We start from the raw sequence: 26,037 nt of genomic DNA, 5'->3' as shown, positions 1-26,037 counted from the left end.
CCGGCGGGCTGCGGCGCTTTCAGTGCTTGCGCTTGAACAGCTTCGGCAGGGCGCTGCCGAACGCGACCACGGCCAGCGCGATCAGCTTCCAGAACTTCAGCAGCACCAGGCCGATCTTGGCGAACAGTCCGGTCTTGGCGGCCAGCGTGCCGGCGACCAGGGCGCCGATCCCGTAGGCGGCGGCCTTGTCGGTGGCGGCGTCGTAGTCGGCGTAGCGGTAGCCCGCGTCGAACTCGGCCATCGTCAGCAGCTCCTGCATGCCTTCGCGCACCTGCGGCAGCGCATCGAGCGGGGCGATCGCATTCAGGCTCAGGTAGCCGTGCCGGCCGAGCGTGCGGATGTCGTAGTTGAGCGTGTGGTCCGGGCTCTCGCCGAAGACCAGGTCCTTGGCCCAGTACAGCTTGTTGCTGGCGCCGTCGTAGCGCGGTGATTCAGCCCAGCCGGTCAGCTCGACCGCGTCGTAGCCGTTCTCCTGGCGTGCCGGATTGGCCTCGCGCGTGGCGGCCTGCATGTCCGTGAGCATCTGCGCGTAGTCGATCGTGGCCGCTTCGGCGTCGGAGACGTGACCGTCGTCGGAATAGGTCACGGCCACCGCCCAGCTGCGCTCGTCCAGCAGGCTGTCGCGACCCTGCGGCAGGATCAGGCCGAGGATGTCCGTATCGGGCGGGTTGCCCCAGAGCTGTTCGAGCACGGCCTGGGCGTCGGTCGCATCCAGGTAGGCATAGCCGGGCTTGAGCGCCAGCGTGGCGTGTGCCTCGGGCACCACCACCGTGCCCGACCTGAAGGTCAGGCCGGCGAGGAACGCCTGCAGCTCGGCATCGCCGGTTTCTTCTTCGGCACGGCCGGACGCCGGCAGCAGCAGGGCGATCAGGACGATCGCGCGCAGGAACGATGACATCGGAGGGACTCCCTGGATCAGTAGGTGACGGCCGCGCCCGCAACGGCGCGCCGGACGCCGGCTTCGGACGCCGCACGCGCGCCCATTATCGCCGGCCGGGCGGTGCGGCGGGTGGTGGCGCGGGTGGTGGCAGCCGCAGGTCCAGGCGCGGCGGCGCCTCCGATACCGGCGGATCGGGCGTGGCGCCGGGCGTGGCCGGCGGCGGCGCCGCGGCATCCGGCGCACGGCGCGGCATCGGCGGATCGGCGCGCATCGCCTTGATCTCCTCGATCGTGGCGTGCGGCGCCTTGCCCCAGGTGCAGCCGCCGAGGATCAGCATCCACGCGCAGTGCAGCTGATAGCCCTGCGGCAGGTCGACCGTGCGCTCGGCGATGGCGTTGCGCAGCAGTTCGCCGCCGAGCGTCTCGTCGCGCGGGACCCAGTACTTCTCGAAGCGCGTCGGCGTGTACGGCAGCATGTCGCGGTTGACCATCGGATTGACCGCCTGCGGGTCCATCAACGGGCGGTTCGAGAACGTCCGGGCCGGCGCGGTCGCGGCGCCTTCAGGCAGCTGCACGCGTCCGTTGCGGTCGCGCAGGCGCGGCACCGGCGCCGGCGGACCCGCCGCGGTCGCGGCCGCCTCCGGCACGGCCGCCGTCGCGGCCGGTGGCGGCGCTGGCGTGCCGGTGTAGGGCACCGGCTGCAGCGGCGCGGGCATCGGAAGCGGCATCGGCACCGCGGCCGGCGCGGCGACCGGGTCGTCGATCAGGCGCAAGTGCATCACCGTGTCGTCCGGGTCGCGCTGCGTGGGTGCCGCGTCCGGGTGCGGCCGCGCCGCCAGGTAGGCGCCGATCGCCAGCAGCAGGTGCAGGCCGGCGGCCAGTGTCGCGGCGGCGATGCGCCGCCGGCGGTCGGCCGCATCGGCTGCGCGGTGAAACGGCCGGTGGATGGCGAGGGCGGCGGCAGCGGGGGAGGACATCGAGGCGGGCTGCCGGTGCGTGGGTTGGCTGGGTCAGCGCGCCGGGTCGCAGCCGTCGCTGGCGCGCCCTTCGCGCTGCGCGGCGTTGCGTTCGATCGCCGCGCCGTCGGCCAGGCCGATCCACGCCAGGTACTTGCGCGCCACCTCGTCGCCGGCCGTTTCGTCGCGGCGGAACGATCGGGCGAAGCGCGTGCGCTGGCAGTCCAGCGGATTCTCGCCGCGCTGCCGGATCTCGGCCCAGCGCTGCTGGCCGGCCTGCTGCGGATTGGCCGGCGTGGCCGGCGCGCCGGTGCGCTCGGGCAGGCGTACCGAGCCGTCGGCATTGAACAGGCCGGTGGCGGCACCGGGACCGATGCGCCCCTGCGTCGTCGTCTGCGGCTCGGCGGTGGCCGGCGGCGGTGGTTCGATGCGGGCCTGCGGCGGCGTGACCGCGATCCGGCTGGGGCGCACCGGCAGCGCCGCCGGCTGCGGTTCGGGCGGCAGCGGCTGCACCGGTGCCAGGTCGATCACGCTGACCTCGATCGGGCGGTCGGCCTGCCGCGCGGTGCGGATCGAGCGGTGCATGCCGGTCACGAAGCCGGCCAGCTCGATCAGCGTCATCACGATCGCGAACACGATCCCCAGCGCCAGCCGGCGGCGATTGATCTCCGGCTTCTGCCAGCGCAGGCTGCGCTGCCACGGGCCGCGCGGCACCAGCGCGCGCAGGTCCTCGTCAGTGAACGGTGCCGGGCGTCGCGTGGGGGCCGAGGCGTCGGCAGGGGGCACAGGCGGTGGCGGAGCGATGACGAGCCTCGGTGGCGGCAAAGCGGCGCGACAGCATAAGCAACGACGGCTAAAGCGCCGTTAACTCGGCGGTCATCCTGGCGCCGGCATCGCGCGGCGCACTCAGCTCTTCGTACCGCCGCGCCGGCCGATGCCGACCAGGTCGAACAGGCCGGCCTGCTGGCGCTTGCCGAGCCGGTCGAACCATTCGAGCAAGGCGGCCTGCTGCGGACTCAGCATCGCGTAGGGGCTGTCGTCGTCGGCGATCGCGTCGATCGGCTGTCCCTGGATCTTCGGGCCGCGGCCGGTCGCGAGGTACTCGAAGGCCAGGCCGGTGCGGCGCGCCAGCGCGATCAGGTTCTCCACGTTCGGGCAGGTACCCTCGACCATCTCCCACTGCGCGACGGCACCGCGCGAGACGCCGAGGTCGGCGGCGAGGTCTTCCTGCGACAGGTCCACTCGCGCCCGCGCTTCGCGGATTCGTAGATACAGCTTGCTCACGCCCCTGCCCGTGCTGATCGGCAGTCCTGTATAGCGCGGCGGTTCGCAGCGGCGTGTTCATATCGCTTGCACGAGGCGTTATGAAAGTAATACTTTCTGCTTGCGGAGGCGATCGGCGGACCGGACGGGCCGCCGGTGGGACATCGAACGGAGACGGCCATGTCATGGAACATCATCGAGCAGGCGCCGGCGGCCCTGCTGATCGCCGCGGTCGGGGCGGCGGATGCCGGCAGTGGCGCCGGCCGCTGCCGGGCGATCAACCGCCGCTTTCGCGAGCTGACCGGCTACGACCGGCGCGAGATCCGCGACGTCGGCCGCTGGCTGGCACGGGTGCAGGCGGACCGGCCGCAGGGCACCGCCGCCGCCCGGTTGCGCCAGGCGGTGCGGGCCGCGCCGGCGGCGCGCCCGTTCGAGGCCTGCATCGTCCGCAAGGACGGCCAGGCACGCTGGTTCGCGATCGACGTCGCCCGCTGCGAGGGCGACGCCGAGGCGCTCTACGCGATGGTCTTCACCGACATCACCGAACGCGTCGGCATCGGCCACCGGCTCGAGCGGCTGGCACGGGCCGATCCGCTGACCGGCCTGCTGTCGCGGCAGTCGCTGCTCGAACGGCACGCCGCGGCGACGGCATCCGGCTACGGCCTGCTGCTGTGCGACGTCGACGGCTTCCGGTGCATCAACGAACGCCACGGCCACGCCGCCGGCGACGCGGTACTGGTGCGCTGCGCGGCGCGGCTGCGGCGGCTGGCCGGGCCGGCGGCCCTGGTGGCGCGCTGGGAGGGCGACCGCTTCGCGGTCCTGGTCCCGGGCGGCCGGGCCGCGGCACTGCACCGGCTGGCCGGGCGGATCGCCCGCGGTGCCGGTGCGACCTCGCCGGCGGTCACGCTGACGATCGGCGGCACCTGGGCGACCGCCGGCACGCCGATCACCGAGGCCTTGCGACGCGCGGCCGGTGCGCTCGGCTTCGGCAAGAGCGCCGGCCGCAACCGCGTCGAGTTCGACTGAAGGCCGCCGTCAGGCGTCCGGCGCCGGCAGCCGCAGCGACAGCCAGGCGGCGGCCCGCTCGGCGCAGCCGGCGGCGGCGCGGCCGAGCAGGGGATCGACGTGGCCGATGTCCGGCGGGCAGACGAAGTCGGCGCCGATGCGCGTCGCCAGTGCGCGGCCCACGCTCGGCGGCACGTCGGTGTCGAGCGCGCCGCAGAGCACCAGGACCGGGCAGCGCGGCGGTTCGACGGCGACGCCGGCGCGCGCTTCGGCGATGACGGCACCGGACTCGTCGCGCCAGCGGCGGTAGGCGTACAGGCAGGCGGCATCGTCGCAGCCCTGGAGCGCGCGGCGCGTGCCGGCCAGCGAGCGCTCGCTGCCCCACGGCACGATCGGGCCGGGCGGTGCGTGCAGCGGCCGCGCGAGGATGCCGGCGGGCGGCAGCGGATTGACGAGGATCAGCGCGGCCGGCCGCACCTGGGCGGCGGCGGCCAGCGCCAGCAGGCCGCCGAGGCTGGCGCCGGCCAGGATCGGCGCGGTGCCGGCGGCCTCGCACCAGGCGACGACCTGGGCGCGGTAGTCGGCCAGGCGCGTCGCCGCCAGCCCGTCGCCGGCCGGCATCAGGTCCGGCGCGATGACCGCGTGGCCGCGCGCGGTGAACACGCGCGCCCAGATCGCCCATTCCCAGCCGCCGGCGCCCGCGCCGTGGACACACACCAGGGGCGGCGCGCTTTCCTGCATTGCGACTTGACCGTTGACGACGAGGGGAGAAGTCTAGGCCCTGTCATCGATGCCGCACCACAGGTGGCGTCACCCGGCGGTCCGAGCCGCCGTGTCCCGCACCGCACGCGACGCGGCACCGATGACCGGCCGGCTCCCCGCTGCGCACGTCGCGCCGCCCGAGCCGGCCGGACATGCCGTTCCGCGAACCTCCCGCCGGTTCGCCGAGAGGGCCGGAGCGGCCGCGACGATCACCCGCCGGATGGCGGGACGCCGGCGGCGGCCGGCGTCGCGCGACGGGCGATCCGGACCTTCCTGGACCCGAGAGGATCGACCATGCCCTACAGCACCGCAGACATCCGCAACATTGCCCTGGCAGGACACGCGGGCGCCGGCAAGACCACGCTTTTCGAAGCCCTGCTGCTGGCCGGCGGCGCGATCCAGGCGGCAGGCACCGTCGAGCGCGGCTCGACCGTCTCGGATTTCGATCCGATGGAGAAGGAACGCAAGCATTCGCTGCAGGCGGCGATCGCCGCGATCGACCGGCCCGGCTGCCACATCAACCTGATCGACACGCCCGGGCTGCACGACTTCCGCGGCCCGGCACTGGCCGCGCTCGATGCGGTGGAGACCGTCGCGGTGGTCGTCAACGCCGCTTCCGGCATCGAGCACTCGACACGGCGCCTGATGGAGCATGCGCGCCTGCGCGGCGACGCGCGGCTGCTGGTCGTCAACAAGATCGACCAGGAAGGCGTGGACCTCGCCGCCCTGGTGGACGCGCTGCGCGAGGCGTTCGGCAACGAGTGCCTGCCGATCAACCTGCCGGCGGAAGGCGGCCGGACCGTGGTGGACTGCTTCTTCCAGCCGTCCGGGACCAGCGATTTCTCGTCGGTCGCCGAGGCGCACCAGCGCATCATCGACCAGGTGGTGGAGATCAACGAAGGCCTGATGGGGCGCTACCTCGACGACGGCGAGGCCGGCCTGGCCGGCGCCGACCTGCACGCGGCGTTCGAGCAGTGCCTGCGCGAGGGCCACCTGGTACCGATCTGCTTCGTCTCCGCGCGCACCGGCGCCGGCGTGAGCGAGCTCCTGGACCTGGCCGAGCGGCTGCTGCCGAACCCGGCCGAGGGCAACGCCCCGCCGTTCGTGAAGGGCAACGGCCCCGACGCGCGGCCGCTGCAGGCCGCGCCGGACCCGGAGCGCCACGTGATCGCCGACGTGTTCAAGATCGTCAACGATCCCTTCGTCGGCAAGCTCGGCATCTTCCGCGTCTACCAGGGCACCGTGCGGCGCGACACGCAGCTGTTCGTCGACGACGGCCGCAAGCCGTTCAAGGTCGGCCACCTGTTCCGGCTGCAGGGCAAGGAGCACGTGGAGATCGACCAGGCGATCCCCGGCGACATCGCCGCCGTCGCCAAGATCGAGGACATCCACGTGGACGCGGTGCTGCACGACTCGCACGACGAGGACCACATCCACCTCAAGCCGGTGGCGTTCCCGCAGCCGATGTTCGGGCTGGCGGTGGAACCGGCGCACAAGGGCCAGGAGCAGAAGCTGGCGACGGCGCTGGCGAAGCTGTGCGAGGAAGACCCGTGCCTGCGCGTGGAGCATCATCGCGAGCTCAACGAGACCCTGCTGCGCGGCCTCTCGGACCTGCACCTGAAGCTGGCGCTGGAACGCATGCGCCAGCGCTACGGCGTCGAGGTCACGACGCGGCCGCCGCGCATCGCCTACCGCGAGACGATCGCGTCGGCCGCCGAGGGCCATCACCGCCACAAGAAGCAGACCGGCGGTGCCGGCCAGTTCGGCGAGGTGTTCCTGCGGGTGGAGCCGCTGGAGCGCGGCTCGGGCTTCGAGTTCGTCGACGAGGTCAAGGGCGGCGCGATCCCCGGGCAGTTCATCCCGGCCGTCGAGAAGGGCGTGCGCCAGGGCCTGGCGGCCGGCGTGGTCGCCGGCTTCGCGATCCAGGACATCCGCGTCTGCGTCTACGACGGCCGCTCGCACCCGGTCGACTCCAAGGAGGTCGCCTTCGTCGCCGCCGGCCGCAAGGCCTTCGTCGACGCGGTCGCCAAGGCGCAGCCGGTCGTACTCGAGCCGATCGTCAACCTCGACATCAGCGTGCCCGACACCAGCATGGGCGACGTGACCGGCGGCCTGGCCGGCAAGCGCGCGCGCATCCACGGCACCGATGCGCGGCAGGGCGGCGAGTGCGTCATCAAGGCGCAGGTGCCGCTGGCCGAGGTGGTCGGCTACCAGACCGAGCTGAAGGCGATGACCGGCGGCCGCGGCCGCTACGCGATGGAGTTCAGCCACTACGAGGCCGTGCCGGCGCAGGTCCAGAAGCACCTGGTCGGCGCCTGGCGGCCGGCGGCGGACGAGGACTGACACCGGCCGCGATCGCGCGCCGCCACCGGCGCCGGCGGTCATGGCGATCGGCTATGCTCGCGGCGGCGGCGGTGGCGCGCCGCCGTGCCGGCGCCTGCCGCCGTCCGTGCCGAACTTCCGCGATCCGAGCCTCCCATGCCCATCCTTCCGCTACGCCGGCTGTGCGTCGGCCTTCTCCTCCTCGTGCTGGCCGGCTGCGGCCTGGCGCCGCCGCACAAGGCCGGCGACCTCAAGATCGCCAGCTGGAACCTCGAGCATCTCGCCGAGGCCGACGGCAGCGGCTGCCGGCCGCGCACCGAGGCCGACTACGCGGCGCTGCGCCGCTACGCCGACCAGCTCGATGCCGACGTGGTCGCGTTCCAGGAAGTCGAATCGGCGCAGGCGGCGCGGCGCGTGTTCCCGCCGGACCGCTACGACATCGTCTTCTCGCGCCGGCCCGACAGCGGGCGGCACGGCTATTGCCGGCGCGGCGGCGAGGAAGGCGGCCTGACGATCCGCCAGCAGAGCGTCGGCTTCGCGATCCGCAAGGGGCTGCCGTATGCGCGCCACCCGGACCTGAGCGCGCTGGCGCTCGGAAACCCGGACCTGCGCTGGGGCGTGGACGTCACGGTACGCGGCGCGCAGCCGGTGCGCCTGCTCGCCCTGCACCTCAAGAGCGGCTGCTCCAGCGGGGCCAAGGCCGAGGCCTGCCCGACGCTGTTCGACCAGATGCCGGTCGTCGGACAGTGGATGGCGGCGCGCCGCGACGAAGGCGTCGCCTTCGCCGTGCTCGGCGACTGGAACCGGCGCCTGGCGCTGGCCGGCGATCCGCTGTGGCCGCAGCTGGCGCAGGCCGCCGGCGTGCCGCTGACCGACGCCGCCGGCGGCCGTGGCGCCACCTGCAAGCAGCGTTTCCGCGACTTCATCGACCACATCGTGCTGGGCCCGGCCGCCGCCGGGCGCCTGGCGCCGGATTCGTTCGAGGAATTCACCTACGGCGTCGCGGAAGCCGAGCACCCGTCGGACCATTGCCCGATCGCCGTCCGCCTGCGCTGAGGCCGCCGCCACCGCGCAGTACCGGCCGGCGCCAGATTCGCATACGCTTGGCATCCACATCCGCCGCCGCCGCCGGCACGGCAGCCGCCGTGCCCGGATCGGCCGTGGCCGGTCCATCCGTATCTACGCAGGAACCATCCGATGGGCAGAGGTCCCAGCATCGAAGGCCGCAAGAACGCCGAGGACGCCCGGCGCGGCAAGATCTTCACCAAGCTGATCCGCGAGATCACGATCGCCGCCCGCAACGGCGCCGATCCGGCGACCAATGCGCGCCTGCGCATGGGCGTGGACAAGGCGCTGTCGGCCAACATGTCCAAGGACACGATCGAGCGCGCGATCAAGCGCGGCTCCGGCGCGGACGGCGCCGACAACATGCAGGAGCTGCGCTACGAGGGCTACGGTCCGGCCGGCGTCGCGCTGATCATCGACTGCATGACCGACAACCCGGTGCGCACCGTCGCCGACGTGCGCCATGCATTGTCGAAGAACGGCGGCAACCTCGGCACCAGCGGCTCGGTGGCGTTCCAGTTCGCGCGGGTCGGCGAGCTGGTGTTCGACACGGCCGCGGCCGGTGCCGAGGACCGTGTACTGGAGACCGCGCTGGAGGCCGGCGCCGACGACGTGCAGAGCGAGGGCGACCGCAGCACGGTGCTGTGCGCGCCGGAGCAGTTCGAGACGGTCAAGCAGGCGCTGGTCGCCGCCGGCCTGGCGCCGCTCAGCGCCGACGTCGTGATGCGGCCGGGCAACCGCGTGGCGGTGAGCGGCGAGGCTGCCGAGACGCTGACCGACCTGCTGGACTGGCTCGAAGAGCTCGACGACGTGCAGGACGTCTACCACAACGCCGCCTTGCCGGCTGCCTAGCGGCCAGCCGTCCGCTGGCCGCGTCGGTGCCGCCGGGCGCTCAGCGCCCGCTGCCGCCGCGCGGTGCGGCCGGCGGCGCCGGCGGTGCGGGCGGCGGTGATGCCGGCACCGCGGGCGGTGCCGGCGGTGCCGTGGCGCCCGGGTAGGGCGGCGGTGTCGGCGGCTTGGGGGGCGGCGGCGGTGCCGCGGGTGCCGCCGGCGGTGGGGGCGGCGCGACGAAGTCGACGTCGTAGATCGCCTTGTACTCCGGCGCCTTGGTCTTGAGCGCGAGCGTCTTGCGGTCGCGCAGCACGCTCACGTCCACGTCGCCGCCGGCCGGCTGGTCGCGCAGCGCGCGCAGTGCGTCTTCCGGCCGCGCGACCTTCTTGCCGGCCACCGACTGGATCACGTCGCCGGGCTTGAGGCCGGGCAGGGCGCGTTCGCCGGTCTGCAGCACCAGCACGCCTTCGTCGGTGCCGAAGTAGCGGCCGAGGTCCGGATTGAGCGAGGCCAGGTTGATGTTCCACCACGGCATCGTGTCACGGACGAACTCCAGGCGCGCCAGGTCGGCGTGCTTGCCGGCGTCGATCGCCACCACCCGCGCGCGCTTGCTGATCTCGGCGGCATCGACTGCCGCCAGGCGCGCATGCGCGGTCGCCCGCCGGACCCTGTCGTCCAGGTCCGGCGGCAGGCCGGCGCCGTCGATCTCGATGCGGGTGATTTCCTGGCCGTCGGCGTTGCGCTCGGTGCTGCGGTCGACGAACACGCGCGGCCACTGTTGCGCCTGGCGGCGCTCGGCGGTGAGCTTCAGGTCGGGCTGGGTCTTACCGTCGCGCTGCCAGGCCAGGCGGATCTCCTGGCCGGCCTTGATGCCGTCGAGCAGGCTGCGCGCCTTTGCCAGCGACGCGTCCGGATCCTTCTTCGCGAGCTTCTGGCCGTTGACCGCGGTGATGAGGTCGCCGCTGCGCAGGCCGGCACGGGCGGCCGGGCCGTCAGGCGTGACGCCGTTGACGCGCACGCCGTCGGCCTCGGTGCCGAGCACCACGCCGATGATCGCGCGGTCGGGCTCGTTGAGGTAGCGCAGCGCGTAGGCGCGCGGGCCGGTATCACCCAGCTCGCGCGACAGGTCGGCCATGCGCCGCGACAGGTCGCTCATCTGCTGGCGCAGCTCGCCCAGTTCCTTGCGGGCCGCTTCGGTGTCGGGTGCGGCAGGCGCCTGCGTGTCGGCCGCCTGGACGTGGGCGCAGGCGATGGCCAGCGCGAGCAGTGAAATGACGGGCTTCATCGGTTTTCCTCGGTGCATGTTCGGGGTTCAGAGCGCGGCGCGGAGAGCGTCGCTTCCATCGGCCAGCGTGCGGCTGCCGGCCAGGCTGTAGGGCGTGCTGCGGATGACGGCGAGGTCCTCGAGCAGGGCGACGCGCTGGCGCCACAGCGGCAGCGCCTCCTCGGCGTTGCGCGACGCGCCCAGCTGCATGTCGACCAGGGCGATCAGGTCCTCGGTCTCGACGGTCGCCATCAGGTTGCGTCCGTCCTGCTGCGAGGCGGCCGGCAGCGCGGCCAGCCAGCGCTCGATGCTCTGCGAGCGGTCGCGCAGGCGGGTGGTCTCGGCCGCGACCGCGGCGTCCGCTCCGGCGGCCGGCGTCGCCGTCGCAACGGTGTCGCCCGGGGCGACGCCGGGTCGCAACGGCAGCCACAGCAGGGCCGCCGCCACCAGCGAGGCGGCCAGCGCGGCCGGCAGGACGGTGCGGCGCCAGACCGGCGGGCGCCGGCCGGGCAGGTCGCGGGCGATTCCCGCCCACAGGTCGGCCGGCGGCGCGGCGGCCGGCAGCCGCCGCAGTGCGGCACCGAGGCCGGCATCGGCCGGGTCGGGAGTCATGCGGGCACGGTCAAGCATGGCGCCACCTCATCGATCGGTTGCAGCAGCCGGCGCAGGCGGGCCGTGCCGCGCGCCAACTGGGACTTGGAGAAACTCGCCGTCATGCCGGTCATCTCGGCGATCTCGGCATGGGTATAGCCTTCCACGTGGTAGAGCCAGATCACGCTGCGGGTCATCGCCGGCAGGTGGGTCAGCGCGCCTTCGAGGCTGCTCGCATCGGCCTGCAGCCACGGCGCCGGCGCCTCGCTGGGCAGGTTGTCGTCGGTGTCGATCTCCTCGAACACCACGGTGCGTTCGCGCCGCAGGCGCATCAGGGCCTCGTTGAGGACGATCTGGCGCAGCCAGCCCCAGAACGGCGCGTCGCCGCGGAACTGCCGCACCTTCTCGAACGTGCGCAGCATCGCGTCGTGGACCACGTCGCGGGCGCCCTCGGCATCGGCGGTCAGCCGCAGCGCCAGCGTGTAGGCTGGCCGCTCGAACAGGCGATAGATCTGCTCGAAGGCCGCGGCCTCGCCGCGCCGGGCGCGGGCGACGAGGGTGTCGGGGACGTCGATCTGGAAGGAACTCGTGCTCACGTCGATGCCGGATGCGCAGGCGCGCCCAAGGGTCGCAGCGGCAGGGCACGCCGTTCAAGCGCCGCGGACCGGCGGCGCCGGCCGATCCCCGCTGTCCGCGTGTCCGGACGTCCCGGCCGGACAGCGGCACCGCGCCCGTGATCCGCATATAAATACATCAATATCAATTACTTGTTTGTTGGCATTGCTCTTGCTTGGGGCCGGGTGTGGCGGTCAACCGACCGCGGGAGGCCAGAATGATTCGTGACACATCAGCTCAGGACCGGGTGATGGCCGCAGTACCCCAGCGGCGCCGGATGTTCGTCTGGGTCGGCATCGGTGCGGCGGCGGTGGTGGGGCTCGCCCTGCTGGTACCGACCGTGGCGCGCCTGTTCTCGGCCGATTCGGCCGCCAGCATCAGCCGGCTGCGGATCGCCGAGGTGACGCGCGGGACGCTGACCCGCGACGTCTCGGTGCAGGGCCGCATCGTCGCGGCGGTCAGCCCGACGCTGTACGCGCGCACCGCCGGTACCGTCAACCTGATCGCCCAGGCCGGCGACCAGGTCAAGAAGGGCGACGTGCTGGCCGAGATCGACAGCCCCGAGCTCAGCAACCGCCTGCAGCAGGAGCAGGCCACCCTGCAGAGCCTGGATCTGGACGTGCAGCGCGCCAGCCTCGACCACCGCAAGCAGGCGCTGGCCGCCAAGAAGCTGCTCGACCAGGCCAAGATCGACCGCCAGACCGCGGCGCGCGACGTGGAGCGCACCGAGAAGGCCTGGAAGGCCGGCGCGATGCCCGAGCTGGACGTGCTGCGCGGCAAGGACGCGCTGGCCAAGGCCGACATCGACGTGGCCAATGCCGAGCAGGACATGAAGCTCGACATCGAGACGCTCGACTTCGACCTCAAGTCCAAGCGCCTGGCGCTGGATCGCCAGCGGCTGCTGACCGTCGACCTGCAGCGCCAGGTGGACGAGCTGAAGATGCGCTCGCCGGTGGACGGTCAGGTCGGCCAGCTGATCGCCCAGCAGCGCGCCAACGTGGCCGCCAGCGCACCGATCCTGACCGTGGTCGACCTGACTGCGCTGGAGGTCGAGGTGCAGGTGCCGGAGGTGTTCGCGCACGACCTGGCGATCGGCATGCCGGCCGAGATCCAGGACAACAGCGGCAAGTACACGGGCGAGATCCGCGCGGTGTCGCCGGAAGTCATCGACGGCCAGGTCACCGGCCGCATCCGCTTCGGCGACAGCAAGCCGGCCGGGCTGCGCCAGAACCAGCGCCTGACCACGCGCATCCTGATGGATTCGCGCCCCGATGTGCTGATGGTCGAGCGCGGTCCGTTCCTCGACGCCGGTGCCGGTCGTGTCGCCTACCGGGTGCGCGACGACATGGCCGAGCGGGTCGCGATCCAGGTCGGCGCGACCAGCCTCAATGCCGTGGAGATCGTCAGCGGCCTCGCCCAGGGCGACCGCATCGTGATCTCCGGCACCGACCAGTTCAACGGCGCGCAGCGGATCGCCCTCTCGCGCTGACACCTCTTTGCACCCGCCGGCGCACCTGCGCCGGCGGATCGTCCCTCTCCCCGCCCCGGCCGCCCCGCGTCCACCCCAGGAAACCGCCATGCTGAAGATGACCCACCTGCAGAAGGTCTACCGTACCCACCTGATCGAGACGCACGCCTTGCGCGACTTCTCCATCCACGTCCGCGCCGGCGAGTTCGTCGCGGTGACCGGTCCGTCCGGCTCGGGCAAGACGACCTTCCTCAACATCGCCGGCCTGCTGGAGGAATTCACCGGCGGCGAGTACTGGCTCGACGGCGTGGACGTGCGCGGCCTGGACGACAACGCGCGCTCGAAGCTGCGCAACGAGAAGATCGGCTTCATCTTCCAGAGCTTCAACCTGATCCCCGACCTGAATCTCTTCGACAACGTCGACGTGCCGCTGCGCTATCGCGGCTTCCCGGCGGCCGAGCGCAAGCGTCGCATCGAGGAGTCCCTGGGCCGCGTGGGCCTGTCCTCGCGCATGAAGCACTACCCCTCGGAGCTGTCCGGCGGCCAGCAGCAGCGCGTGGCGATCGCGCGTGCGCTGGCCGGCTCGCCGCGCCTGCTGATGGCCGACGAGCCGACCGGCAACCTCGATTCGCTGATGGCGCGCGGCGTCATGGAACTGCTCGAGGAGATCAACCGCCAAGGCACGACGATCGTCATGGTCACCCACGATCCGGAGCTGGCTGCGCGCGCGCAGCGCAACGTGCACGTCATGGACGGCCAGGTCACCGACCTCGGCGACGAGATCAGCCTGCGCCGGCACAAGGCGGCGGGCGCGTCCGATCACGCGGTCGCCGGCTGAGGAGACCCCGATGTTCAACTACTACCTGCAACTGGGCCTGCGCAGCCTGCGGCGCAACCCGATCCTGACCGCGCTGATGGTGCTGGGCATCGCGCTCGGCATCGGCGCCAGCATGACGACGCTGACCGTCTTCTACCTGATGGGCAGCGATCCGATTCCGTGGAAGAGCAGCAAGCTGCACTACGTGCAGCTGGACAACTGGAGCCCGGACGAGGGCGCCAATTCGGACAACCAGCCGCCCGACCAGGTCACCTACCGCGACGCGGTCGCGCTGATGGACGCCGGCAAGGCCGACAAGCAGGCGGCGATGTACAAGATCTCGCTGCCGGTGCAGCCGGAGAACCCGGACGTCAAGCCGTTCATGGCGCTCGGCCGCGCGACCTACGCCGATTTCTTCGGACTGTTCGAGCCGGCGTTCGCCTACGGCCAGGCCTGGGGCCGCGACCAGGACGCCCAGCACGCGCGCGTGATCGTGCTCAGCGACCAGACCAACGAGACGCTGTTCGGCGGCGGCGACAGCGTCGGCAAGAGCGTGCGCATGGACGGCGTGGACTACACGGTGGTCGGCGTCCTCAAGAAATGGGACCTGCGCGTCAAGTACTACGACCTGACCAACGGCGCGTTCAACAATCCCGAGGAATTCTTCATGCCGTTCACGACGGCGATCGACACCAAGCGCCGCTCGACCGGCAACAACAGCTGCTGGCGCTCGCCGGGGGCCGGCTGGGAGGCCTACCTCGACTCGGACTGCGTCTGGATCCAGATGTGGGTGCAGCTCGACTCGCCGGCACGCCAGGAGGAATACATGGCCTTCCTCAACAGCTACGTCGAGGAGCAGAAGAAGCTGGGCCGCTTCCCGCGCCCGCTCAACAACCGGCTGCCCGACGTCAAGCAGTGGATGACCGACCAGGAAGTGGTCTCGCGCGACGTGGAGGTGCAGGTCGGGCTGGCGTTCGCGTTCCTGATGGTGTGCCTGATCAACACGATCGGCCTGCTGCTGGCCAAGTTCACGCGCCGTGCCGGCGAGATCGGCCTGCGCCGCGCGCTCGGCGCCAGCCGGCGCCAGGTGTTCGCGCAGTTCCTGATCGAATCGGGCGTGGTGGGCCTGAGCGGCGGCCTGATCGGCCTGGCGCTGACCGGCCTGGGCCTGGTCGCGGTGCGCAGCCTCTACCAGCAGTACGCCAACGTCACGCACCTGGACTGGACGATGGTGTTGATGACGATCGGCCTGGCGATCCTCGCCGCGGTGCTCGCCGGCCTGTATCCGACCTGGCGTGCCTGCCGCGTGCAGCCCGCCGCGCAACTGAAGATGTAAGGGGAGCCAAGATCATGGAAATCCGTCCGATTCTCTCCGCGCTGATGCGCAGCAAGGTCTCGATGATCCTGATCGGCCTGCAGGTGGCGCTGACGCTGGCGATCGTCTGCAACGCGCTGTTCATCATCGGCCAGCGCCTGGACCTCATGAACCGCCCCAGCGGCATGAACGAGGCCGACACCTTCACGATCGGCAGCATCGGCTTCGGCCAGGGCTTCGACGTGCGCTCGACGATCACCGCCGACCTCAACCTGCTGCGCGGCCTGCCGGGCGTCGCCGCGGCGACCACGACCAACGCGTTCCCGCTCAGCAACAGCGGCTGGAGCAGCGGCCTCAGTCTCGCGCCGGGGCAGCGCACGTCCACCGCCAACACGGCGTTCTACTTCGTCGACGAGCACGGCATCGCCGCATTCGGAACCCAGCTCGTCGCCGGGCGCGACTTCAAGGCCGAGGAGATCGGCTTCCGCACGCCCAACGACGAACAACTGCCGCGCGTGGCGATCATGACGCGGGCGCTGGCCAAGCTGATGTTCCCCGACGTCGCCGATCCGGTCGGCAAGTCGTTCTACTTCGGCGGCGACGATGACGCCGAGCCGGCCACCGTCATCGGCATCATCGACCACCTGCAGGCGCCGTGGGTCGGCTCCAGCATCGTCGACAACGCGCTGCTGCTGCCGTCGGTGCTGACCGGCGGCAGCTCGGCGAGCTACCTGATCCGCACCGAGCCCGGACGCCGCGACGAGGTCATGAAGGCGGTCGAGGAGAAGCTGGGGACCGCCAACCGCAGCCGCATCGTCCGCGGCCTGCGCTCGATGGAGGACCGCCGCACCCAGGTCTACGCCGAGGACCGGGCGATGACGATCATCCTCGGCAGTGTCATCGTCGCGCTGCTGGGCATCACGGCGCTCGGCATCGTCGGCATGGCCAGCTTCTGGGTCGCCCAGCGCACGCGCCAGATCGGCACCCGCCGCGCCCTCGGCGCCACCCGCGGCGACATCCTGCGCTACTTCCAGACCGAGAACTTCATCATCACCACGCTCGGCCTGATCGTCGGCGGCGTGCTGGCGTACGCGTTCAGCCTGTGGCTGATGAACAGCTACCAGTCGCCGCGGCTGCCGTGGTACTACGTGCCGGTCGGCTTCCTCTGCCTCTGGCTGCTCGGCCAGCTGGCGGTGCTGGGACCGGCGTTGCGCGCGTCGCGCGTGCCGCCTGCCGTCGCCACGCGAAGCGTGTAAAAATGCAACCTTTCGGCGCTGCCCTGCATCTGTGTGGGGCATGCGCCGTCCGACCTCCCAGCGAAAGCCCATGCGCACCATCCTGGTGATCGACGACAACCCCGCGGTCGGGACGGCACTCGACGTCCTGTTCTCGCTGCGCGAGATCCGTACGCTGACCGCCTCGTCGCCCGGGCAGGGCCTGGCCCTGCTCGAGCGCGAGGCGATCGACCTGGTCGTTCAGGACATGAACTTCACCGCCGACACCACCTCCGGCGAGGAAGGCGTGGCGCTGTTCCGCGCGATCCGCGAACGCCATCCGGACCTGCCGATCATCCTGCTGACCGCCTGGACACGGCTGGAGACCGCGGTGGAGCTGGTCAAGGCCGGCGCGGCGGATTACCTGGGCAAGCCCTGGGACGACAACAAGCTGCTGGCGACCGCCGAGAACCTGCTGGAGCTGTCGGAGGCCACGCGCGAGGTGACGCGCCACCGCGACGAGCGGCGGCGGCGGCGGCGCCAGCTGGACGATCGCTACGACCTGCGCGGCATCGTCTACGCATCCACCGCGCTGGAGCGCACGATCGAGCTGGCCTGCCAGGTGGCGCGCGCCGACGTGCCGATCCTCATCACCGGCCCGAACGGCGCCGGCAAGGAGCGCATCGCCGAGATCGTGCAGGCCAATTCGGCCGCCAAGGACGGGCCATTCGTCACCGTCAACTGCGGCGCGCTGCCGTCCGAGCTGATCGAGGCGGAGCTGTTCGGCGCCGATCCTGGCGCCTACACCGGCGCCGCCAACCGCGCCCGCGAGGGCCGCTTCGAGGCGGCCGACGGCGGCACGCTGTTCCTCGACGAGATCGGCAACCTGCCGCTGGCCGGCCAGGCCAAGCTGCTGCGCGTGCTCGAGAGCGGCCAGTTCGAGCGCCTGGGGTCCAGCCGCACGCGCCAGGTCAAGGTGCGCGTGGTCAGCGCGACCAACGCCGACCTGCCGGCGATGATCCGCGAGGGCAAGTTCCGCGAGGACCTCTACTACCGCCTCAACGTCATCGAGCTGCGCGTGCCGCCGCTGGCCGAGCGCATCGACGACGTGCTGCCGCTGGCCGAGTCGTTCCTGGAAGGCCGGGCCGTGCTCGACGAGAGCGCGCGCACGGCGCTGACCGCCCATACCTGGCCCGGCAACGTGCGCGAGCTCAAGAACGCGATCCAGCGCGCCAGCCTGCTGTGCAGCAACGGCGTGGTGACCGCGCGCGACCTCGGCCTGGCGTCGGTGCGCGTGCCGGCCGGCCGCGCCGGGTCGGACGCCGAGCCCGATCGCGAGGCGATCGAGTCGGCCCTGCAGCGCGCGCGCGGCGTCATCAGCCAGGCAGCGGCCGAGCTGGGGCTGTCGCGGCAGGCGCTGTACCGGCGCATGGACAAGCTCGGCGTTGCCGCTGCGAGCGACGCCTGAGATTTCTCCGGTTCGGAGCCTCGGAGCGCTACGCGTCCCGCGGAAATTCTTGAGTCGCGGCCCCGGTCTCTGTCCGGACTCCTGCTTGCGAATCGGGCACCTGCGTGGTCGATTCGATTCGATTCGGCCTGCCGGCCGCTCATGGTCTGGCCGCGAGGCTGAACATTTTTTGGTTCTCCGCGCACTGGCGGAGTTGCTCGGCTTCTGCCCCTGCTTTGGTTTTGGCTTTGGTTTTGGCTTTGGCCCTTGGCTTTTTCGCCCTAAAGCGAGCCGAGCATCGGAGGGCGGCGAGGCCGCAGAGGCGCCCCGTGTCTGAGCGAAGCGAGTTGGGGCGCCGTGCCTCGTCGTCCGAGAAGCGCAGGGGACGCCGGGCAAAGGGCTTTTGGTTCCTTTTGGCCCGTGTATGGACTGGATACATGGGTAACAGATGTATCAGGACATAGGTTACACATTGGCCCTACCCGCCAGGGCCTTCGGTCAGGTCGATCAGTGCCACTCGGTGGTGGCAGAAGTAGAGGTTGAATCGGCCATCGATCTTCGGGTCGGGACGAATGGCGATGGGTAGATCGCGCAACGCCTTGGATACGCGCCAGATCTGTCCGCGAAAGCGCACCACACCATGGGCCTTGACCGTGACGACGGTGTCGCCGTCGCCATACTCGATGGGCGGCAGCGTGTCGGGGAAGGGACGTGGACTAGGCCGGTAGCGGCTGGCCGGGACCGCCATGCCCAGGGCTTGGTGCGGACGTTCGTGGTTATAGACGGTCCGCCAGTGGTCGAACGCGCGCTGTGCGTGGTCGAGGTCGGCGAAGACACGTCCTGCGAGCACTTCGGCTTTGAGCGTGCGGTGGAAGCGTTCGTCCTTCCCGTTGGTCTGCGGATGAGCCGGACGGCTGAAGCTCACCCGCACGCCTAGGCGCACGAGCCAGACCGTGAGGGCCGAAACGCCATGCCAGGCGCTGGGACTGCCCCAGGGTTGGCCGTTGTCCACATTGATGCGCTCAGGCAGTCCGTAGTGGCGGAACGCCGCCTCTAGTACCGGCTGCACCTGCGCGCGGCTCTGTCCTTGGCATGCGTGCAGCGCCATCGAATACCGGGCGTGATCGTCCAACACGGTGAGCGGATGGCAGCGCCGCTCGCGCAACGGAAAGTCGCCCTTGAAATCCATCTGCCACAGCGCGTTGGGCACCGGATGTTCGAAGCGGTGATAGCGCGCGCCTTCACCCGGGAGGGGCGCCTCGAGCTGCCCATGCCGGCGCAGGATGTGCGTGATGGTGCTCGGATGCGGGACAGCGAGGTAGCCCAGATGCCGCAGGCGTGCGGCGATCTTGCGTCCACCCCATACCGGGTGCGCCTGGCGTAGCGACAGCACCTGTGCTTCGAGGGCTGGGTCGGTCCGCCGAGGCGAGGTGTGCGGCCGGCGTGATCGATCGACCACCTCATCGCGCGCCAGCCATTTGTAGCCGGTCTTGCGGCTGATGCCGAACCGGCGGCACAGCTCGCTCAGTGGCACGCTCTGGCCCGCAGCCAGCGCTAGAAACTCGCGACGTTGTGACATGCAGGTGCTCTCCGTCCAAGGCATGGTGTTCCCCCGCGATCGACCTCGATCCGAGGGTGTTACCCATGTCCTGATACGTTTGTCACCTATGTGTGCCGTCCATACAGCCCGTCAAAAAATGTCCGGGAGACATTTTTGACATCGCGTCAGCGATGGCCCGGAGGGCGGCGGCCAGGGATGGCTGCCGCAAAAGGGACTCGGCCGCGCAGCGGACGAAAGCTATTGATCCTGCTACTGTTTTGCTCCGTGCCGGCAGTCCCTCAAAAGCCACGGCGGAAGATCAAAGCAAAAGCTTCCGCACGCTGCGCGCGCGGGTCACTTTTGTCTTGGCAAAAGTAACCAAAACCGTGGTCGCCGGCGCGAGCCGGCACGGCTGCGCCGCGCCGGTCCCCTGCGCTTCTCGGCCGGCCAGGCACGCTGCCCCAACTCGCTTCGCTCAGACACGGGGCAGCTCTGCGGCCTGGCCGACCTGCGATGCTCGGCTCGCTTTAGGCGCCAACAGCAACGGCAACAGCAACAGCGAGAGCAGCAGCGAGAGCAACAGCGAGAGCAACAGCGAGAGCAACAGCGGTTGCGATGAAAGCGGTAGCTGATTGATTCCTGCGGGGGGCGCAGAATCTGGAAAACTATCGAGCGCTCAGCGCGTGCCGATCTGCAGCTTGAGGCCGAGCGGCTTGAAGTAGTCGGATTCCTGCTCGAGGTCGGCCCGCGTCAGCGGGTGCTGCTCGAGCCACAGCGACGGCAGGGTCAGCCGCAGCGAGCGCTCGCCGGCCTGCAGCAGCAGTCGCGGCAATGGCTCGTTGGTGCGGCCGCGGTGCAGCAGCACGGCCAGGCGGAGCAGGGCGGTCAGCCGGCGCGCGATCGTCTGCAGGCGCTCGGGCAGCGCCTCGAAGCCGCCGCGGTGCGGCCGTCGGCGCTGCGAGCGCAGGATCGTCTCCAGCAGCTGCTGGCCCTGCTGGCTGAAGCCGGCCAGGTCCGAATGGGCGACGATGTAGGCACCGTGCACGTGGTGCTGGCTGTGCGCGATCGCCAGGCCGATCTCGTGGATGTCCGCGCACCAGCCCAGCACGTCGCGGTCGATCGGCTCCAGCTGCCAGTCGGCGGCGGCCTGGTCGAACAGGATCAGCGCCGTCTCGCGCACGCGTGCCGCTTGCGAGCGGTCGACCGCGTAGCGCTCGACCAGGGCCGCGATCGCGCCGCTGCGCGGGTCGCGATGCATCGCGCGGCCGAGCATGTCGTAGAGCAGGCCCTCGCGCATCGAGGTCTCGCACACGCCCATCTGGACGACGCCGAGTGCGGCGAAGACCGATTCGAGGATCACCACGCCGCCGGCGATGACCTGCGCCCGTTCCTCGCTGAGGCCCGGCAGGTTGAGCGCCTGGATGCTGCCGGCGGCGATCAGCGCGTCGCGCAGACGCTCGAGCGAGTCGAAACTGATGCCGGCATCGGACCAGCGGTTGGCCTGGACGATGCTGCCGATGGCGCGCACGGTGCCGGACGAGCCGAACGCCTCGGCCCAGCCGCGGCTGCGGTAGTCGGCGGCGAACTGCTGCAGTTCGACGCCGATCTCGGTGGCCGCCTGCCGCCAGCGCTTGGGAGTGAGCTTGCCGTCCTCGAAGAAGCGGCGGGTGCTGGCGACGCAGCCGACCTGGATGCTCTCGCGCTCCAGCGCCTCGAAGTCCTGGCCGATGATGAACTCGGTGCTGCCGCCGCCGATGTCGACGATCAGGCGCCGCTGCTTGCCGCGCGGCAGCCCGTTGGCCACGCCAAGGTAGATCAGGCGCGCCTCCTCGCGGCCGGAGACGATCTCGATCGGGTGGCCGAGCGCGGTCTCGGCCGGCAGCAGGAAGGCCTGCGGGTTGGCCAGCTGGCGCACCGCGTTGGTCGCCACGGCGTGCACCCGGCTGTGCGGCAGCCCGCGCAGCCGCTGGCCGAACTGCGCCAGGCAGGCCAGCGCGCGCTGGCGCTGCGTCGTCGCGAGGCTGCCGTCGGGTCCCAGGCCCATGGCCAGGCGGACGCTGTCGCGCAGGCGGTCGATCACGCGCAGCTCGCCGTGCTCGTAGCGCGCAACGATCATGTGGAAACTGTTGGAGCCGATGTCCACGGCAGCCAGCAGTTCCCCGTTGCGGATTTCGTTGGCGTCGGTCACGCGGCTGGAGGGGCGGGGGATCGGTGCCGATTGTGGCAGACCGGCCGGCGGCTGTGCATGCCGCCGGCGGGCGCGGACGAGCACGGGCGCTGCGGCCGTCAGCCGCAGATCTTGGCCAGCAGCGACTGCTGGGCCGAATGCGGCATGTCCTCGCCCGGCGCGATCCGCTCGTAGCTGCCGTTGGGCAGCAGGCGCCAGGCCTGCTGGTTGTCGGCCAGGTAGTTGGTCAGGGCCTCGTCGTACACCCGGTGGGCGATGGCCGGATCCAGCAGCGGGAAGCAGGTCTCGACGCGGCGCAGCAGGTTGCGCTCCATCCAGTCGGCGCTGGAGCACCAGATCTCCGGCTCGTCGCCGTTCTGGAACCAGTACACGCGGCTGTGTTCGAGGAAGCGGCCGACGATCGAGCGTACGCGGATGTTCTCGGAGATGCCCGGCAGGCCCGGGCGCAGCGTGCAGGCGCCGCGCACGATCAGGTCGATCTGCACGCCGGCGCGCGAGGCGCGGTAGAGCAGCTCGATGACGTCCTCTTCGTTGAGCGCGTTGATCTTGGCGATGATCCGCGCCGGCCGGCCGGCCTCGGCGTGGTCGATCTCGCGCTGGATGCGGGCGATGATGCCGGTGTGCAGCGTGAACGGCGAGTGCAGCAGGCGCTTGAGCTTGACGATGGTGCCGAGCCCGGACAGCTGCAGGAACAACTGGTGCGCATCCTCGCCGATGTCCGGGTGCGCGGTCATCAGGCCGAAATCGGTGTAGATGCGCGAGGTCATCTGGTGGTAGTTGCCGGTGGCCAGGTGCACGTAGCGCCGCAGCGCGCCGCGTTCGCGGCGGACCACCAGCAGCATCTTGGCGTGGGTCTTGTAGCCGACCACGCCGTAGACCACCTGCACGCCGACCTCCTGCAGGCGGTTGGCCAGCTTGAGGTTGGCCTCCTCGTCGAAGCGCGCGCGCAGCTCGACGACGACCGTCACGTCCTTGCCGTTGCGTGCCGCCTCGATCAGGTGGTCGACGATCGGCGAGTTGTTGCCGACCCGGTACAGCGTCTGCTTGATCGCCAGCACGTCCGGATCGGTGCTGGCCTGGCGCAGCAGTTCGAGCACGGTCGAGAACGACTCGAACGGGTGGTGCAGCAGGATGTCGCGCTCGCGGATCGCGTCGAACAGGCTGCGCTCCTCGGTGACGGTCTTGCTGACGCGCTGGACGAACGTCGGGAACTTGAGGTCCGGCCGGTCGACCTGGTCGTAGATCGCCGTGATGCGGCTGACGTTGACTGGGCCGCCGCAACGGTAGATGTCCTGTTCGGACAGCTCGAAGTTCTGCATGAGCATCCGCGCGATCGGCTTCGGACACTGCTCGGTGATCTCCAGCCGCACCGGCTTGGCGTAGCCACGGATGTTGAGCTCGTCGCGCAACGCCAGGGCGAGGTTCTCCACGTCCTCCTCGTCGACGAACAGCTCGCTGTTGCGCGTCACGCGGAACTGGTACGCGCCGCGGACCTTCATGCCCGGGAACATCTCCTCCATGAACTCGTGCAGGATGCTCGACAGGAACACGAAGTCGTACGGCCGCTCGGCGACCTCCGACGGCAGCCGGATGATGCGCGGCAGCGAGCGCGGTGCGCGGACCAGGGCCATGTTGCCGTCGCGGCCGAACGCATCCTTGCCCTTGAGCACCACCGCCAGGTTCAGGCTCTTGTTGAGGATGCGCGGGAACGGATGCGCCGGGTCCAGGCCCAGCGGCGAGAGCACCGGCAGGATCTCGTTGCGGAAGTAGCCCTGCAGCCAGCTGCGCTGCTTGGCGTTCCAGGCGTCGCGGGCGACGAAGCGGATGCCTTCGGCGTCCAGCGACGGCAGCAGCACGTCGTTGAAGAAGTCGTACTGGGCCTTGACCAGGGCCAGCGTGCGCTCGCGGATGCGGGTCAGCACGTCGCTGGCGGACATGCCGTCCGGTCCGGGGCGTACGTCGCCGAAGGCGTGGTGGTGCTTGAGGATCGCCACGCGCACCTCGAAGAACTCGTCGAGGTTCGTGCACGAGATGCACAGGTAGCGCAGCCGTTCCAGCAGCGGCACGCTGGCGTCCTCGGCCTGCGCCAGTACGCGGAAGTTGAACTCGATCTGGGCCAGTTCGCGGTTGAGGTAGAGCCCGGGATCGGCCAGGTCCGGCGCGGCGGTCATCGACATGCTCATTCCAGTTGCAGGCGTTGTGCGTCCGCCTCGGTGGCGGCCAGCGGGATGAAACCCTCGCGGGCGACGATAGCCTGTCCTTCTGACGAAAGTATGTATTCGAGGAAGGCAGCCTGAAGCGCCGGCAGGGGACGGTGTGGAAGGCGGTTGTAGTAGAGGTACAGCGGCCGGGCCAGCGGGTAGCGGCCCGACCGCACGCCTTCGGCGTCGGCGGCCACGGCCTCGCCGGTGGCGGCGGCGAGCGCGAGCGGCTGCACGCGGGCGTTGACCATTCCGATCGGCGCGTAGCCGATCGCGGACGGGTTGCCCGCGACGGCGGCGATCGTGGCGCCGCTGCCGGGCCAGGCGACCACCGCGTTGCGGTAGTCGCCGCCGCAGAGCACGCGGTCGCGGAAGAACTGCGCCGTGCCGGAACCCTCGTTGCGGCCGATCGGAAGAACGGGCTGCTGCGCCAGCGCGCCGGTGCCGCCGAGCTGCGCCCAGGTGCGCAATGCGGGGCCGCCGCACCGCGGCTGCGCGGCATAGATGCCGTCGAGCTGGCCGAGCTCCAGCGTCCGCAGCGGGTTGTCGGGGTGGACGAAGACCACGATCGCGTCATGGGCGACCGCGATCCGCGACGGCCGATGGCCGTGGCGGCGCACGAACAGCGCCTCCTCGCCGGCGCTCATCGGCCGGCTCATCGGGCCGATGTCGGCGGCGCCCTCGACCAGGGCGAGCACCGCGCTGGTCGAGCCGAGTGCCTGCTCCTGGATGCGCACCGCCGGATGGGTGCTGGCGAAGCCGCGCGACCACTGCGCGATCAGCCCGCTGATCGTTTCCGATCCGGCGCTGGTCAGCGTGCCGCTGAGCGCTTCGGCGGCGTGGCCCGGGCCGGCGAGCGCCAGGCCGAGCAGCGACGTCCACACGCTGCGCATCACGCTTCTTCCGCCAGCGTCCGGGCCGGCAGCAGGCGCTCCGGGCCGAACACGCAGATGAAGCGGCTGCCGACCCCGACTTCGCTGCGGATGTCCAGCCGGGCCTGGTGCAGCTGCAGCACGTGCTTGACGATCGACAGGCCCAGGCCGGTACCGCCGCTCTCGCGCGAGCGGCTGGTGGAGACGCGGTAGAAGCGCTCGGTCAGCCGCGGCAGGTGCTGCGACGGGATGCCCGGGCCGGTGTCGATGACGGTCAGGCGCGCGCCGTCGGCGTCGCATTCCCAGCGCAGCACGATGCGGCCGCCGTCCGGCGTGTAGCGCACGGCGTTGCTGACCAGGTTGGAGAAGGCGCTGTGCAGGTCCTTGGTCGAGCCCTGCAGGTCCATGTCGCCGAGGCGCTCGAGCACGATCTCGTGACGGCCCTGGCTGAGCGCCGCCGCCTCGCGGCGCAGTGATTCGAGCAGTGCCGGCATGACCACGCGCTCGTCCGGCGTGCTCTGCTGCGCCTCCAGCCGTGACAGCGTCAGCAGGTCCTCGACGATCTGCGTCATCCGCCGCGACTGCATGCGCAGCTCGCGCAGGATCGGTTCGTACTCGGGCAGGCTCTCCGGCTCGATCATGTCCAGGTAGCCGTGCACGACGGTCAGCGGCGTGCGCAGCTCGTGCGAGACATTGGCGACGAAATCGCGGCGGACCTGCTCCAGCCGCTGCAACTGGCTGATGTCGCGGGCGACCAGCAGGCTGCGTCCGTCGGCGTAGGGGATGCGCCGCAGGCTCAGGCGGATGCGGTCGTCCACCGGCGAGGCGACGTCGGTCAGCGCCGGCTCGGCACCCTCGGCGAACCACTGCAGGATCCGCGGCGCCCGCAGCAGGTGGGTGATCTCGCCGCCCGGGTCATGGCGGGGGTCGAGGCCGAGCAGCTCGCGCGCGGCGGTGTTGAACCAGAGGATGCGGCGCTCCGGGTCCAGCACGACGACGCCGTCCGGCAGCGCCGAGGCACCGTCGCGGAACCCGCGCAACAGCTCCAGCAGCCGCCGGCGGGCCCCCCGGGTGGCCTGCTGGCGCTGGTACAGGCGCTGCCGGATGCGGCCCCAGATGTCGCGTTCGGAGGTGGGCTGCAGCAGGACCGTCGAATCGAGCAGGCGCCCCAGCCGCCGCAGCTGGACCAGCGTCAGCGCCAGCCAGCCGCCCACCGCGACCAGCCAGGCGGTGGGCAGGGCGCCGATCCACAGGCCGATCGCGGTGGCGACGGCGAGCAGGCCGGCCAGGCGCCACAGGCTCACTTGCCAGGCGCGGCTCAGCACGGGGGGAGGACTCCGCTCACGGAGGCGGCAGGGCCGGCATCGGAGCGCAGGTGCAACCGGGCCCGGTGGGCACGGCTACCGGCCGTGGAGGCGCGGA

The 26,037-nt window shown here is 71.2% G+C and carries 22 protein-coding genes; 9 read left to right on the top strand and 13 right to left on the bottom strand.

From position 1 onward, the window contains the following. Positions 1–19 precede the first annotated feature (19 nt). From I596_RS12845 to I596_RS12830, 4 genes are all read right to left on the bottom strand, one after another. Entirely contained in the window at positions 20–898 is an 879-nt protein-coding gene (locus I596_RS12845) for a DUF2167 domain-containing protein (protein ID WP_067648625.1), read from the bottom strand. 85 nt (positions 899–983) lie between these two features. Beyond that, complete coding sequence (locus I596_RS12840; RefSeq protein WP_067648622.1) at positions 984–1,856, bottom strand: hypothetical protein; 873 nt, start codon at positions 1,854–1,856, stop codon at positions 984–986. 33 nt (positions 1,857–1,889) lie between these two features. Further along, a complete protein-coding gene (locus I596_RS12835) occupies positions 1,890–2,621 on the bottom strand; it encodes a hypothetical protein (protein ID WP_150132144.1) in 732 nt (243 codons plus the stop codon). Between the two features lie 120 nt (positions 2,622–2,741). After that, positions 2,742–3,119 carry a helix-turn-helix transcriptional regulator gene (locus I596_RS12830; protein WP_067648616.1) on the bottom strand — a complete coding sequence of 126 codons (378 nt, stop codon included), beginning with the start codon at positions 3,117–3,119 and terminating at the stop codon, positions 2,742–2,744. 159 nt (positions 3,120–3,278) lie between these two features. On the opposite strand from I596_RS12830, the gene I596_RS12825 reads away from it, so the two are divergent. Further along, positions 3,279–4,124, top strand: a complete 846-nt coding sequence (locus tag I596_RS12825) for a GGDEF domain-containing protein (RefSeq protein WP_067648613.1) — start codon at positions 3,279–3,281, stop codon at positions 4,122–4,124. A gap of 9 nt (positions 4,125–4,133) precedes the next feature. Here I596_RS12825 and I596_RS12820 read toward each other — a convergent pair whose 3' ends face one another. Further along, on the bottom strand, positions 4,134–4,844 hold the full coding sequence (locus I596_RS12820) for an alpha/beta fold hydrolase (RefSeq protein ID WP_067648610.1): 711 nt from the start codon (positions 4,842–4,844) through the stop codon (positions 4,134–4,136). Positions 4,845–5,159: 315 nt separating this feature from the next. Between I596_RS12820 and fusA the strand changes: the two genes are divergently transcribed. From fusA to I596_RS12805, 3 genes are all read left to right on the top strand, one after another. After that, positions 5,160–7,208 carry an elongation factor G gene (gene fusA / locus I596_RS12815; RefSeq protein WP_067648607.1) on the top strand — a complete coding sequence of 683 codons (2,049 nt, stop codon included), beginning with the start codon at positions 5,160–5,162 and terminating at the stop codon, positions 7,206–7,208. 135 nt (positions 7,209–7,343) lie between these two features. After that, positions 7,344–8,243: an endonuclease/exonuclease/phosphatase family protein gene (locus I596_RS12810; protein WP_067648604.1), complete on the top strand. Its 900-nt coding sequence runs from the start codon at positions 7,344–7,346 to the stop codon at positions 8,241–8,243. A gap of 141 nt (positions 8,244–8,384) precedes the next feature. Further along, positions 8,385–9,104, top strand: a complete 720-nt coding sequence (locus tag I596_RS12805; RefSeq protein WP_067648601.1) for a YebC/PmpR family DNA-binding transcriptional regulator — start codon at positions 8,385–8,387, stop codon at positions 9,102–9,104. 40 nt (positions 9,105–9,144) lie between these two features. Here the strand turns inward: I596_RS12805 and I596_RS12800 are convergent, their stop codons facing one another. From I596_RS12800 to I596_RS12790, 3 genes are read right to left on the bottom strand one after another with little or no spacing between them, the layout of a single operon-like run. Then, on the bottom strand, positions 9,145–10,368 hold the full coding sequence (locus tag I596_RS12800) for a PDZ domain-containing protein (RefSeq protein WP_067648598.1): 1,224 nt from the start codon (positions 10,366–10,368) through the stop codon (positions 9,145–9,147). 27 nt (positions 10,369–10,395) lie between these two features. Further along, complete coding sequence (locus I596_RS12795; protein ID WP_150132143.1) at positions 10,396–10,977, bottom strand: hypothetical protein; 582 nt, start codon at positions 10,975–10,977, stop codon at positions 10,396–10,398. Then, the gene (locus tag I596_RS12790) at positions 10,956–11,534 is read right to left on the bottom strand and encodes an RNA polymerase sigma factor (protein ID WP_223303829.1); all 579 of its coding nucleotides are present in this window, start codon (positions 11,532–11,534) and stop codon (positions 10,956–10,958) included. Before I596_RS12790 ends, I596_RS12795 begins: the two co-directional genes overlap by 22 nt. A 269-nt stretch (positions 11,535–11,803) precedes the next feature. On the opposite strand from I596_RS12790, the gene I596_RS12785 reads away from it, so the two are divergent. The 5 genes from I596_RS12785 (at position 11,804) to I596_RS12765 (ending at position 17,835) form a co-directional block, all read left to right on the top strand. Continuing rightward, the gene (locus I596_RS12785; RefSeq protein WP_223303828.1) at positions 11,804–13,042 is read left to right on the top strand and encodes an efflux RND transporter periplasmic adaptor subunit; all 1,239 of its coding nucleotides are present in this window, start codon (positions 11,804–11,806) and stop codon (positions 13,040–13,042) included. 88 nt (positions 13,043–13,130) lie between these two features. After that, complete coding sequence (locus I596_RS12780; RefSeq protein WP_067648585.1) at positions 13,131–13,859, top strand: ABC transporter ATP-binding protein; 729 nt, start codon at positions 13,131–13,133, stop codon at positions 13,857–13,859. Between the two features lie 10 nt (positions 13,860–13,869). Continuing rightward, entirely contained in the window at positions 13,870–15,174 is a 1,305-nt protein-coding gene (locus tag I596_RS12775) for an ABC transporter permease (protein ID WP_067648582.1), read from the top strand. 14 nt (positions 15,175–15,188) lie between these two features. Then, complete coding sequence (locus tag I596_RS12770; protein ID WP_067648579.1) at positions 15,189–16,409, top strand: ABC transporter permease; 1,221 nt, start codon at positions 15,189–15,191, stop codon at positions 16,407–16,409. Between the two features lie 70 nt (positions 16,410–16,479). Next, a complete protein-coding gene (locus tag I596_RS12765) occupies positions 16,480–17,835 on the top strand; it encodes a sigma-54-dependent transcriptional regulator (RefSeq protein ID WP_067648576.1) in 1,356 nt (451 codons plus the stop codon). Positions 17,836–18,292: 457 nt separating this feature from the next. Here I596_RS12765 and I596_RS12760 read toward each other — a convergent pair whose 3' ends face one another. The 5 genes from I596_RS12760 to phoR all read right to left on the bottom strand — a co-directional run bounded on the left by I596_RS12760 (position 18,293) and on the right by phoR (position 25,940). Further along, the gene (locus tag I596_RS12760; RefSeq protein WP_067645852.1) at positions 18,293–19,417 is read right to left on the bottom strand and encodes an IS481 family transposase; all 1,125 of its coding nucleotides are present in this window, start codon (positions 19,415–19,417) and stop codon (positions 18,293–18,295) included. A gap of 613 nt (positions 19,418–20,030) precedes the next feature. Next, positions 20,031–21,542 (bottom strand): exopolyphosphatase, encoded by a 1,512-nt coding sequence (ppx, locus tag I596_RS12755; protein ID WP_150132142.1) that lies wholly within the window; start codon positions 21,540–21,542, stop codon positions 20,031–20,033. A 98-nt stretch (positions 21,543–21,640) separates the two neighbouring features. Beyond that, positions 21,641–23,725, bottom strand: coding sequence for a polyphosphate kinase 1 (ppk1, locus tag I596_RS12750; RefSeq protein ID WP_067648573.1), 2,085 nt, complete (start codon positions 23,723–23,725; stop codon positions 21,641–21,643). After that, positions 23,722–24,636 carry a PstS family phosphate ABC transporter substrate-binding protein gene (locus tag I596_RS12745; protein ID WP_067648570.1) on the bottom strand — a complete coding sequence of 305 codons (915 nt, stop codon included), beginning with the start codon at positions 24,634–24,636 and terminating at the stop codon, positions 23,722–23,724. Before I596_RS12745 ends, ppk1 begins: the two co-directional genes overlap by 4 nt. Then, a complete protein-coding gene (phoR, locus tag I596_RS12740) occupies positions 24,636–25,940 on the bottom strand; it encodes a phosphate regulon sensor histidine kinase PhoR (RefSeq protein ID WP_067648566.1) in 1,305 nt (434 codons plus the stop codon). The genes I596_RS12745 and phoR overlap by 1 nt, the downstream gene beginning before the upstream one ends. Positions 25,941–26,037: the final 97 nt, after the last annotated feature.

The sequence above is a fragment of the Dokdonella koreensis DS-123 genome (assembly GCF_001632775.1).
GTDB classification, from domain to species: Bacteria; Pseudomonadota; Gammaproteobacteria; order Xanthomonadales; family Rhodanobacteraceae; genus Dokdonella; species Dokdonella koreensis.
The sequence above is the reverse complement of the archived record's forward strand: the minus strand, read 5'-3'. Positions and strand labels throughout refer to the sequence as shown.